The sequence below is a fragment of the Undibacterium sp. Di24W genome, assembly GCF_049340325.1.
Lineage (GTDB): Bacteria > Pseudomonadota > Gammaproteobacteria > Burkholderiales > Burkholderiaceae_D > Undibacterium.
Window position 1 is genome coordinate 178,271 of sequence record NZ_JBMPOP010000006.1, and the last position, 12,191, is coordinate 190,461.

General features: G+C 45.8%; 10 protein-coding genes. 4 read left to right on the top strand and 6 right to left on the bottom strand.

Annotation, left to right across the window (positions count from 1 at the left end; genetic code table 11):
• Positions 1-11: 11 nt before the first annotated feature.
• Together ACO0KZ_RS14345 and ACO0KZ_RS14350 are read right to left on the bottom strand one after the other, a co-directional pair.
• Positions 12-437 carry a hypothetical protein gene (locus ACO0KZ_RS14345; RefSeq protein WP_422996347.1) on the bottom strand — a complete coding sequence of 142 codons (426 nt, stop codon included), beginning with the start codon at positions 435-437 and terminating at the stop codon, positions 12-14.
• A gap of 507 nt (positions 438-944) precedes the next feature.
• The gene (locus tag ACO0KZ_RS14350; RefSeq protein WP_422996643.1) at positions 945-1,379 is read right to left on the bottom strand and encodes an Lrp/AsnC family transcriptional regulator; all 435 of its coding nucleotides are present in this window, start codon (positions 1,377-1,379) and stop codon (positions 945-947) included.
• A gap of 335 nt (positions 1,380-1,714) precedes the next feature.
• On the opposite strand from ACO0KZ_RS14350, the gene ACO0KZ_RS14355 reads away from it, so the two are divergent.
• Both ACO0KZ_RS14355 and ACO0KZ_RS14360 read left to right on the top strand, forming a co-directional pair.
• Complete coding sequence (locus tag ACO0KZ_RS14355) at positions 1,715-2,788, top strand: ornithine cyclodeaminase (RefSeq protein ID WP_422996645.1); 1,074 nt, start codon at positions 1,715-1,717, stop codon at positions 2,786-2,788.
• Between the two features lie 264 nt (positions 2,789-3,052).
• Positions 3,053-3,379 carry a hypothetical protein gene (locus ACO0KZ_RS14360; protein ID WP_422996349.1) on the top strand — a complete coding sequence of 109 codons (327 nt, stop codon included), beginning with the start codon at positions 3,053-3,055 and terminating at the stop codon, positions 3,377-3,379.
• A 49-nt stretch (positions 3,380-3,428) separates the two neighbouring features.
• Here the strand turns inward: ACO0KZ_RS14360 and ACO0KZ_RS14365 are convergent, their stop codons facing one another.
• Positions 3,429-4,625, bottom strand: a complete 1,197-nt coding sequence (locus ACO0KZ_RS14365; protein ID WP_422996351.1) for a tetratricopeptide repeat protein — start codon at positions 4,623-4,625, stop codon at positions 3,429-3,431.
• Between the two features lie 273 nt (positions 4,626-4,898).
• Here ACO0KZ_RS14365 and ACO0KZ_RS14370 point away from each other — a divergent pair, with 273 nt between their 5' ends.
• Positions 4,899-6,971: an esterase-like activity of phytase family protein gene (locus ACO0KZ_RS14370; RefSeq protein ID WP_422996353.1), complete on the top strand. Its 2,073-nt coding sequence runs from the start codon at positions 4,899-4,901 to the stop codon at positions 6,969-6,971.
• Between the two features lie 86 nt (positions 6,972-7,057).
• Here the strand turns inward: ACO0KZ_RS14370 and ACO0KZ_RS14375 are convergent, their stop codons facing one another.
• On the bottom strand, positions 7,058-7,696 hold the full coding sequence (locus tag ACO0KZ_RS14375; RefSeq protein ID WP_422996355.1) for an NAD(P)-dependent oxidoreductase: 639 nt from the start codon (positions 7,694-7,696) through the stop codon (positions 7,058-7,060).
• Between the two features lie 200 nt (positions 7,697-7,896).
• Between ACO0KZ_RS14375 and ACO0KZ_RS14380 the strand changes: the two genes are divergently transcribed.
• A complete protein-coding gene (locus ACO0KZ_RS14380; RefSeq protein ID WP_422996357.1) occupies positions 7,897-8,799 on the top strand; it encodes a LysR family transcriptional regulator in 903 nt (300 codons plus the stop codon).
• 90 nt (positions 8,800-8,889) lie between these two features.
• Here ACO0KZ_RS14380 and ACO0KZ_RS14385 read toward each other — a convergent pair whose 3' ends face one another.
• Positions 8,890-11,775, bottom strand: coding sequence for a molybdopterin-dependent oxidoreductase (locus ACO0KZ_RS14385; protein ID WP_422996359.1), 2,886 nt, complete (start codon positions 11,773-11,775; stop codon positions 8,890-8,892).
• A 15-nt stretch (positions 11,776-11,790) separates the two neighbouring features.
• Entirely contained in the window at positions 11,791-12,135 is a 345-nt protein-coding gene (nirD, locus tag ACO0KZ_RS14390; protein ID WP_422996361.1) for a nitrite reductase small subunit NirD, read from the bottom strand.
• Between the last annotated feature and the right edge of the window lie 56 nt (positions 12,136-12,191).

Sequence of the window (12,191 nt, forward strand, 5' to 3'; positions counted from 1 at the left end):
ACAGCCAACTATTATTTTTCAAATTTGTTGGTTTCAACATCAAAAACAGTATCGGGTATGCGCATGTCTGGGGCAATGGTATCTGGCGGTTCCTCAGGCGCGATCGTGTTGAACCACAGATTCATTTTGCTATTGGCAGTCATGCCACTATCAGCCGTTAACCTATCATTATGTCCTTGCAATGCTTTTCTTTCCAGGTCTCTTATTGCTTCATTTGCAGTAATTGTCGAAACATTTTTTTGTGCCCCATTACGACCTGCAGGCGTATATGTTTTTAAGAGACGTTCGCGACGTCTTTGCTCTTCGGCCTGCTTCAGTTCTTTCTGCCGCCGTGCTTCGATGCGTTCCAGGCTTGCCAATACTTCTGGCGTACGTTTGAGAGCGAGTTTGGGTTGTCCCGCCAACTCCAATCCGAATAATTTTTTAATAAAACTCACGATAGATCCTAATTGAATGAGATTGAATGCGACGAATTACTAGTCGCTAGCAGCTATTGTTATAAGTTCAATTGGCTAATAAGCAAAAGCTGTGCCTGTTCGTAATCTTATTTGTGTGAGTGGTACTTTATGAAGAGCTTATTTAGTCAAGGTGTGGAAGTAAGAGCTTATCGAGATAGTCGGTAAGCCGTACTTAGCTTGCAATGAATCAGTTGACTATGAGCACTGTTTCTTTAGATTACAAAATTCGATCAAAACTTCAAGGTCTTTTTGGGATAGTTTTGAACAGGAATAGGTAATTCGCACTACTTGTATATAGGCAAGCAAGAATTGATCACGGAGAGAGAGAGTGTAATTTCGTCTGACTTTTGAGCGTCAAACTGCTTATAGTCGCCAAAAAATTTTACATGTAAATTGCCATGATCTACTTGGTGAGAATTGATATTGATGACGCAAGGCCTGAAGTTGTTCGTGCTTTATTGATACTCCTTAGAGTTGCTTGATAATCTAGGATTTATTAGCTGTTCGATAAGTCTGTAAATGGATACTCGTTTCAGTGTTTTGTATCGCTTTGATCAGGCGTATACGCTCTAGTACACTCGACAATTCGGAGAGATTAGATGCACGCAGGCTGGCCAACAAATCCCAGCGTCCGTTCGTATCGTGAATTTCTTCTATGCCTGGCTCGCCTAGCAGCGAGGCGATCACGGCGCGGGTTTCATTACCTTCGACGGCAATGCTGATCCAGGCATGAATTTCATTTTGTCGCGCATCAGGACGCAAACGAACCGTATAGCCGACGATAATGCCGTCATCCTCGAGTCTGGTGATGCGATTATTGACCGTGCCACGTGAGACTTTGAGTTTATGTGCCAGATTGGCGATGCTCAGGCGCGCATTGGTGCGGAGCAAGCTGATTAATTGTTGGTCTAGGGCGTCCATTTTGATCATTTCGTCATTTTGGTGTGTCATTTTGGCAGAAATTTGACGATATTGGTACATTTTTGCTGATTCTGTTTAACACAGATCTTCCGTAAGATTCTCCCATCAAGTTTTTTTAAAGAACTTACGCAAAGTTGTTGCAGCGAGATTTACCGAATCTGAGTGAACAAAAACGAAGATTCCGAGTGTAAAAATGCTTTGATCGCTACCGGCTGGTTGTAGAAATTTTGCGCAAGTTCTCATTAGTAATTAATAAACTAACGGAGACCATCATGACAAGCACCAAACAAAACCTGAATTCAAGTAGCACACAAACTGTTACGCCACGCCGTGCGGTGACGCAATATCTCAGCGCAGAACGTGTTGCCGAGATCATTAATAAGCGAGGTATCGGCGCTTGCATTACCGGTGTTGCGTCCTATATCAATCAAGATTTTTTACGTTGGAATTCCTTCGATAAATGTGCCCGCGTTGCTAATCATTCTGACGTCGGTGTCATCGAATTGATGCCGATCGCAGATGATAAATCTTATGCCTTCAAATATGTGAACGGCCACCCAAGCAACCACCGATTCAATCTGCCTACCGTGATGGCATTTGGCGTGTTGGCTGATGTAGAAACAGGTGTGCCTGAGTTGGTCAGTGAATTGACTTTAACCACAGCAATCCGCACTGCTGCGATGTCTGCAGTAGCGGCGCGTGCATTAGCACGTGATAACTGCAAAACGATGGCGATCATCGGTAACGGTGCACAAAGTGACTTTCAGGCTTTGGCCTTTCATCATTTACTCGGCGTTGAGATGTTTCACTTGTTCGATATCGATAGTGCCGCTACGGACAAATTAGAAGCGAATCTGGCAAAAATGGGTTTGCAAACTAAGCGCTTCAATAGCACCAAAGAAGCCGTAAAAGGTGTGGACATTATCACGACGGTGACAGCAGATAAAACCAATGCCACCATAATCACGCCTGACATGATTGAACCAGGTATGCACATTAATGGCGTCGGTGGCGATTGCCCAGGCAAGACTGAATTGCATGCGGATGTATTGCGCAAGGGACCGGTGTTCTGTGAGTTCGAACCTCAGTCACGTATCGAAGGCGATATGCAACAAATGCCTGCTGACTTCCCAGTGACTGAATTGTGGACAGTATTGTCAGGCAAAGTTGTTGGTCGCAGCACTCCTGAGCAAGTGACGATTTTTGATTCGGTTGGTTTTGCCTTGGAAGATTATTCTGCTTTACGTTACATGCGCGATGCCGCAGTTGAGTTGGGTATGGGCGAGACTTTGTCCTTGATACCCGCTATGGCGGACCCAAAGAACCTGTTCGGTTTCATTGGTGACAATAAAGGCCCAACAGCGACCTTGAATGTTGCTACTCGTACTAATGCTGCGTTTGTGTCATAAAATTAAAAAGAAGCTACTACCTTAATATTTAAAAATTATTATCAACTGCAGTAGCCTAAGTACCATTAAGAGCCTGATTTTTAGAAAAAAATCAGGCTTTTTTTCGTTTTAAGCAAAAATAATCGAAAAAAATTAAAAAAAACCGAAACTTGTAAGAATTTGTGTCAACCAGCTTGTCGTGACTAGCGTTTTTTCCCTAACAGCATCTTTGTCACAGAATGAAATGACAACGTGAAAAGACAGAGACATTAAGGGAGTTATAAAATGATTTACGAAATCTTAGTTCGCCCATCGTACAACAAGTTGATGACATCCGATCATTTGATCTGGGTTGATAGTCAGATGCCAACACGCTTCTTTGAGCAATGGTTGCGTGATCACGCTTTGCTAGATGGCAGCGGACGTTCCCCTGTAGTGCGTTGGGGTATCGTACAGACCCAACGTCCAGCGCATTTTCAATTAGCAACACAAGAGCATGAATTGACTCAGCGCATCGCGGAGTTGATGAGTGGTGCAGCACACTTGGGTGAGTTGCCGTTGTCTGCACGTGACACCGCGCAAATAAAGACACCAGTATTTTTGGCTGCTTAAGTAGATGAATTTAGTTGAAAAGCTCCGTCGATAACTCGACGGAGCTTTTTTACTGTCGCCGCAGTGAATTCAAACGATCTGACTTGGCAGAATATAAAGCAAAGTCTTTTTGCGTCGTACTATTTGCTTTTGCAAGATCGAACTCTTGCTGAGCTGCGTCTAGTTCGCCAAGCCGGAAATGGGCTAGCCCAAGCCAGAAGTGAAATTCGTGGTAATCGGGGGCGCGTTTGAGTTCTCTTTGGAAAAGAAACTTTGCTTGCTGAAATTCATTTCTCTCCATCGCTTTCAAGCCCAAATTGAAGAAATGAAAAGGGGGAAAGGGTTGTTTGTTAAGTAAGGACTCATTTAACAGGCTTGCTTCCGCGTCGCGCCCCAACATTTCTAAGGTCTGTACCATGTTTGACGTCGCCACCAAACTGTCAGGATCAGTCTTTAGCGCCATTTCAAGTGCTCGATAAGCATCTAGATATTGTTTTTGGCGCATATAGATGACGCCCAAAGTATTGTAAGAATATGAAAATTGTGGATCGGCTATGATCGCTTCTTTGGCCCACCAATAGGCTTGATCTGTTTGATTGCGCACCAGTGATTCGGCCGCACGATTATTCATATACATAGCGATAATCGTGTTCTCTTCCAGATCTACTGTGCGTTGACTCGCGGTGTCTTGCGGCGGTAAAAAGTCGATCGTCATTTGGTAGTTTTGATCCAAATGATTTTTTTCATCGAAACGCTTTTTACCCAGCACCACATTCACATGACCGCTAGCAAAGTATAGTCCGCCGCTACGGCTCCAATCTTCTTTAGTAATCACCTTTTGGTATTGCACTGATAGTCCCATTTCTTTGGCTAAGGCAGCTGTCATGATGACCAGCGACAGACAATTACCTGAACGCGCGGCGAAGGCTTCGCTGGCGGTGCGGGTATAGGATGAATCGTATTCAAGACGTAATTGCGCCTTACTATATAAAGCATTAAAAAGGGCTCTTTGGTGACTGGTTGAGCGCAGTTGACTTACGATTTCGGTAGCGATGAATTGCTGCATCGCCTTATCTGCGACAAAAATATCATTTGCTTTAATCGGATTAGTATTTGACACAAACAAATCGTCACGAAACAGGTTTTGCGGAACCTGCGTTATGGTAGGTGTCGCTGCGCAAGCAGTGAGCGTCAGCAATAAAATAGCGAGAGCACATGCTGATTTGAAGAACGGCGGGACACGGTAAAGTTTCTTTTCATTCATCATCGTTTCCTTATCACTCACGAAGCACGCTGGGCTTATTTTGCCGCTTCAGTATTTGGTCGCTATTAGACTTGTACAGCCTTGGAGCACCGACATTCAGAATAGTTTCCTTAGCTGGTTAGAGCAAATTTTTTAGCTATCAATCTATCCTAATCCCGACAAAAAGCGTGCTTGGCAATTTGTATTTGTCATACCTTAGTCATATTCGCCAGTTACATTCCTGCACTTTATCTAAGTTTCTGCTGTACGTGTTTGAATTTAAGTGATTTGGGGAAAATGATGCGGAATAGAGCGATAACGGGTCTCACAATCTTAGCAGCAGCGGCCGCTTTGCTAGCATGTGGCGATAGTAATAATGTAGATCAAAAAGTGGTTCCTGCGCCAGTATCAGGTGTGTTCTTAGATGCTGCGGTGGAGGGCTTGGAATACGCTGCCAACGGTGCGGCAAAGCAAAGCACTAGCGCTAGTGGTGGCTTCACTTGCCTGAATGGCGAAACCGTCGCCTTTAACGTAGGCGGTATTAATTTAGGCTCAGGTGCTTGCAGTGCCACTATTACACCTTTAACTCTAGCTGGTAGCGATAAGATCAGAGATGATAAAGTAGTCAATCGTTTGTTGGCATTGCAATTACTGGACACCGATAACGATCCTGCGAACGGCATACAAATTTCATCCGCCGTGAAGACCGCTTTGACGACGCAAAGCCTTGATTTCAACTTAGCACCAGCGGCATTTAATACTGCAATGAGTGCCGTGTTGGCGAAGCTGCCAGCCAACTATCAAAGTCGCTCAGTAGACAACGATAGACGCATTTTGGTGAGTGAACATTTTGAAGATACTTTGGCCTCAAGAATGGCGACTCCCTTTGTTGAAACAATCACGCAGACCAATACCTTAGGCAGCGTTAGCGCCAGCATTACGCGTTACCAAATTCAAGCGGCAGACTCTTTCTTTGTCCCTTATGAAGGGAGTATCGCTGCGATTAAAGCCGATTTTCCTAAAGGCTTTTTGCCGTCTTATGGTTCTGGTTTGACGTTTAAAGGTAAAGCTGCAGACGGTAGTCTTGAATTTTATGGCATTACAGATCGTGGTCCAAATGGCGATGGCCCTAAAGTACCAAATGCGATGATGACAGCAGGCGCTACTGGTACTAGCGATGGAAAGTTTTTCCCATCGCCCAGCTTCACCCCGTCGATAGGTGTGATCTCTGTTGGAAAAACGGGCGCGGTCTTGAAATCCAGTATGCCGATTAAATTCTCCAGCACGATTAATGCTTCTGGTCTCCCAATCGCAGCAGGTAAAGTAGGTTCTTCCGGCGAAGTACCTTTGACCGATGCTGTCAAGTATGAAGCTGGTAGTAAAGCGGTATTCAGCGATTACGGTTTGGATACCGAATCCATTGTATTGGATAGCGCACGCAATGCATTGTGGGTATCAGATGAGTATGGGCCTTTCATTTTGAAGATCGACATCAATACCGGTATTATTCTTAAAAAATATCAGCCTGGCACGGGTGCAGCTGACTTGCCCGCCGTATTGTTGAAACGTCGCGCCAATCGCGGTATGGAAGGCTTAAGTCTGGAGATCGCTAGTGGCAAGTTGCATGGCTTTATACAGAGTCCTTTGGACGATGGCAAGGCGAATTACATCGTACCAGGCGCAACAGCTGCCAGTAGCGAAAGCATCAAAGATTACGCCAAATTTAATCGTTGGGTAGAGTTTGATCCGACTACCGAAACCACTAAACTTTATGCCTACCCTTTAGATGCCAGCCTTTATTCAGGCGGTAAAACTGGTGGTGCAAAATTAGGTGATTTGGTGTCCTTAGGTAACGGCAAATTTATTGTGATTGAACAAGGTGCTGGCGTAGATGGCAAAGTATTCAATCGCCTGATGCTGGTGCAAATTCCGACTAACGCCACAGACATCGCAACAATCGGCACTGATTTGGAGAAAAGCAGCATGACTGGCGCCGCCGTGAATGCCGCTAATTACGCTAACGTGGTAACTTTGAAGAAAACCTTATTGTTTGATTTGAACGGTGCTGGCTGGTTGGCAGAAAAAGCTGAAGGTTTAGCATTGGTGGATGAGAATACTTTGGCTTTGGTCAATGACGATGATTTTGGTTTGAAAACCATAGTCCAAACCGCCGCTGGCGTGAACGTTGACGGTGCAGATATTACTAAATGTACGGTGGACATGGCTGGTGCTTTGACAACGACTAGCTCAGCGACTGGCTGTACAGCAGGCAATAGCACGCGCATCACTCGCGGCGCGGACAGCGAACGACCGAATCGTTTATGGTTGATTAAGTTCACTAAAAAATTGAACGACTTTATAGTGCCGTAATTTAGTTCACATGTTCGTTTCAAAAATCCGCTGAACCGTTCAGCGGATTTTTTTTGTGGAAATGCAGCAATCGCGAATACTCGGGTTTAATAAGCGACAGAAAAACGTTGCTTGGAGAATTGCGCTTGCTCTAATTCATCGATCATAGCAAGCGCATAGTCTTCTACCGAAATATGGCTCTTCCCATCAGCATCGAACAACATCTGATCCTGACCCAAACGGAATTGCCCAGTGCGCACACCCGGCGCGATGACTGCCGCTGGGCTCAACATAGTCCAGTTTAGTTTTTGTTCTTCTCGCAGTAAATACAAGGCTTGACGTGCACCCTCTGCCGTTGCTTTGTATTCAGCAGGAAAACTTGGTGTATCTATTGCCTGAATGCCGGGAGCCACTTCTAATGATCCAGCGCCACCGACAACCAGTAAACGAAGTGAATTGCAACTTTTTGCCGCAGCGATAATATTCTTAATGCCAGCAAGATAATAGGCATAGGTATCGCTCTGTGCATGACCGCTAAAAGCGCTGATGACAGCATCAAATCCTGACAGTTGCTGCGTAAGCTGATTGAGATTTTGCACATCGCTGGCTAAGGCACGCAGTGCCGTATGAGCTGATAATTTTTCTGGATGACCGACCAAGGCCGTGACCTGATGACCGCGTGATAATAACTCCTGAAGTAAAGCTGAGCCGATAAAACCACTGGCGCCTATAAGTGCAACGTTCATAATAAACTCCTTCAATTCGTTGGTGTGTTAAAAAGTGGCTGAATAACTAAAATACGAAACGAAGTATGCACCCATTAATTGACTAGATAAATACGCTAATCTAGAATTCATTGTTCTCATATTTCTAACAATGGTTTTCTTGAAATCATGCCTTACTATGTCGGATTCAGTGAGTCTTAATGTACTAGAGGAAGATATACATGGCCAAATTGGATCAGATCGATCTCAATGCTTTATGCATTTTTGATGCTGTAGTGGAAGCAGGTAGCTTTACCGGTGCAGCGGATCGTCTGGGTGTCGCCAAAGCGAAGATCAGTGTGCAGATAGGGCGATTGGAAAAGCAATTAGGTAGCTCGCTATTTACCCGTACGACACGTCAAATAAATTTGACCGAGGAAGGGCGAACTTTGCATGAACAATGCCAGCCTTACTTGATAGGATTGCGTGATGCTTTAACCCAGGTTGGTAGTGCGCAAAGTGAACTGACTGGCGTCTTGCGGATCTCTGCTAGTGTGATGCATGCGGCACAATCCGTGGCGCCAGCATTGGCACAATTTGCTAAGCTGCACCCACATTTGCGCATTGACTTACGCACTAACGACAGGATTGTTGATCTGGTGGCGGATGGTATCGATCTCTCGTTTCGCATGGGCTGGTTGCGCGATTCTTCACAACGAGCGATCAAAATAGGTGACTTCAAACAATGTGTTTTAGCTGCTCCAGCGTATTTGAAAAAATGGGGTACGCCTCAGCATCCAGAAGATTTACGCGAGCACGAATGGGTAGCGTTGTCGCTATTGCCGACCCCATTAACCTGGAAATTCGTCGACAACAAATCAGATAGCTGTACAGTCCATATGAAGTCACGGTTGCACGTTGATTCGCCCAGCTCGCTATTGGCCTTATTGCAGCAGGGCGTTGGCATTTCAGTTATAGAAGAAATGAGTGCACAAGCTTCAATAAAAAATGGAAAATTACGGCAAATTTTGACAGATTGGTCGCTACCCTCTGGAGGGATTTATGCGGTGTTGCCGCCTGGGCGTCATGTGCCTGCGAAAGTCAGAGCTTTCATTGATTTTTATCGTGATTTTATGTTGCCGTGATTATTTATAGATTCTTCCATCGAGAAACTTCTCTTGTAAGCACGCATCACAACGAGGCTTGAATTTTTCGAGATGCTCCTATCGATGTTCCTATAGATGGTCCGATATTTTACTGATTAATTTACTGCTATCTTGGATGCCGACAATCGGCCTTTGTAAAATCATTTGTTTGATCTCTGGCACGCAAGAACCGCAATTGGTGCCGCATCGCAGGCGCTGCTTTAGGTGTTGCAGAACGTCTTTTTTTGTATCGCTGAAATGTTCATTTAGTTTTTTGATCTCGCTTTGAATTTGACGCTCTCCCACATTCAGGCAAGTACAAATAATTTTGTCTCTGACCATGTTGACATCTTGCGTTGGCGGAGCTTCGTTCAGTAATAAGGATTTGGTTTGTTGAATACTTGTTTGATCATCTATTAGCACTCTTAACCAATGTTCTGCGCTTATATCGCCCGCTAAAGCGATCGCTTGCAATGTGCTGCCATATTCGTTCTGACCTAATAATAAATGTCTTGAATTCCCGCGTTTTTTATCATCGTAACGTAGCACGGCCGCACCATGTATTCCCATCAGGCATTCGATTTGTTCAGTGATGTCGTGATCTACTGCTGAGGTATGAGCCGCTCGAAATAACAGACCTTGTTTATCACGACCAAACGGGACGCAGCTGGCGTAAGCGAATTTTCCATAGAACTGACGCAAACCTTGTTGAATGCTGAGAATTTTTGCTTCATCAAGCCAAGCAATCACCAGAAATTGCCATGGACATTCTGCTTTCACAATTTTGACCGCGGTGTGTTTCAATTCTGGTTGCTTAGAGTCAGGGTCTATCGTTGGGTTGCATAGTGTATTGACGCCATAGCTAGTATGTTCTTTATTTGTTTCGTTACTCACAGCTCCTGACACAAATTCCTCACCCCAGTGCATGGCGATAAAGGCCTGTCCTGCTTTTAGAGTGTCACTAGCGCTGGCGATCAGTCTTTGCATACCGCGTCCATTGCTCACTTCGACCAGATCACCATTTTTAATAAAGCGTCGCTCCATATCCTGAGCCGCCATCTCGATTACCGGCTCAGCTGCATGCGCGAATAATTGTGCCACCGTGCCAGTGCGACTCATGCCATGCCAATGATCGCGTAAGCGTCCCGTAGTCAACGCAAATGGATAGCGAGGATTGGTTTTTTCCACGGTAGGCATGTACCGCGTATTAACAAAGCGGGCGCGACCATTAACAGTAGCGAATTGATGATCTTCATACAGGCGTGCTTTTCCTGTGCTTGCACCAGTGTGATATGGCCACTGTTGCGGACCCTGTGTTTGCAAAATGTCGTAACTTAAACCGGTGATATCAAGATCGCGTCCGCTGGTCGTTGCTCGGTGTTCGTTCCAGATTTCTTCTGGAGAAGCGTAAGAAAAAAAGGGTGCTGATTTGTTTAACTTCAAGGCTAATTTTTGTGCAAATTGCGCCGCGATTTCCCAATCATGTCTGGCTTCACCCGGCGCATCGATGGCGGCATTAACACGTGAGATGCGGCGCTCTGAATTAGTCACCGTGCCAGACTTCTCTGACCAAGTTGATGCAGGCAATAAAATATCTGCGTATGGCACGGTCGCGGTGCTGGCGTAGGCATCTTGCACAATCACCAGTTCCGCCTTCAGTAGGGCTTCGCGGATTAGATTTTGATCGGGCATGGATTGCGCGGGATTGGTGCAGACTATCCAAAGTAGTTTGATGTCGCCTTGCCGTACGGCTTCGAATAATTCAACCGCCGTTTTTCCAGGCTGCGCAGGTACATTGTCTACGCCCCACAAAGCGGCGACTTCAGCGCGATGGTCGGGATTACTTAAGTCACGATGCCCAGACAATAGATTGGCCATGCCACCGACTTCGCGGCCGCCCATTGCATTCGGTTGGCCGGTCAGTGAAAATGGCCCTGCGCCGGGGTTGCCTATTTGTCCAGTCGCAAGGTGTAGATTGATGAGGGCGGCATTTTTTGCAGTACCTGCGGCGGATTGATTCAGGCCCTGGCAATATAAGGACAGCGCCGCTTTTGCTTGACCGAACCATTGCGCTGCTTGATGTAAGTCTAGTTCCTTAATGCCACAGATTTGCGCCACCATGGTCGGTGTGAAATCGCGTACCGTTTTCTTTAGCTCAGCAAAACCATCCGTGTGTTGAGTAATAAAGTTATGGTCGAGCGTATCGTCCCATAGGCAAAGATGTAAGAGCCCATTGAAAAGAGCGACGTCGGTGCCGGGCAAAATAGCCAGATGTAGATCTGCATCGCGCGCGGTATCCGTGCGTCGAGGATCTACCACGATCATTTTTAAGTTGGGATTTTTTTCACGCGCACGTTCGATGCGACGATACAAGATGGGGTGCGCAAATGCAGTGTTAGAGCCTGCAATGAACAAGAGATCGGTATGATCGATATCCTCATAACTGCAAGGTGGCGCATCGGAGCCTAAAGTCTGTTTATAGCCCGCTACTGCGCTCGACATACAGAGACGTGAATTGCTGTCGATGTTATTCGTGCCTATCAAACCCTTGGCGAGCTTATTGAAGACGTAATAGTCTTCTGTCAGTAGCTGACCCGAGATATAAAATCCTACGCTGTCAGGGCCGTGTTCTTTTATCGTTGCAGCGAATTTGTCAACCATGCTATCGAGACAGCTATCCCAGTCTATGCGTTGTCTGGTTTGCGTGCGATCGGTGCGCGATTCTGGATACAGCGCACGTACCTGCTGTTGCAATAGTGGTTTGGCGCTCAGATGTAGGTTGCTACCTTTGCTGCACAGTTTGCCGAAGTTCGCTGGATGATCAGGATCGCCGCGCACGCCGGTGACTTGTACACCGTCGGATTCTATAATCACACCACACCCGACACCGCAATAGCAGCAGGTGGATTTGGTTTCTAGCGTAGCCGCGATATCAAGCACATTAGCTACTTTGGTTTCGCGCATAGTGTCATTCATGATTTCCTAAATCGCTTAAGTTTCGACTGCAAGCGTCAACAATTCATTCGTGTCGAGAAAGACCTGATCGGCTTCAACTTTGACACTGAATTTTTGGGTGCAGCCTTCGTCCGGAGACACCGCGCAACCAGTCGGCAATTCTATGTTCCAGTTATGCAAAGGGCAAGCGACTTTCTCACCAAAGACGATGCCTTGCGATAAGGGGCCGCCTTTGTGAGGACATTTATCTAAGAGTGCAAAAATTTTGTCCTCGGTATTTCTGAAAATCGCTACATCAGTTTTCGCTTGCCGTTTTACGACACGCGCACCGAGGACTGGAATGTCGTCTACGCTACAGATGTTTTGCCATTCTTGGGACATGGTTTTTCCTTTGTTTTCAATGTGTTTTGATCAGCCAATTTAATGTAGGGCGGGTG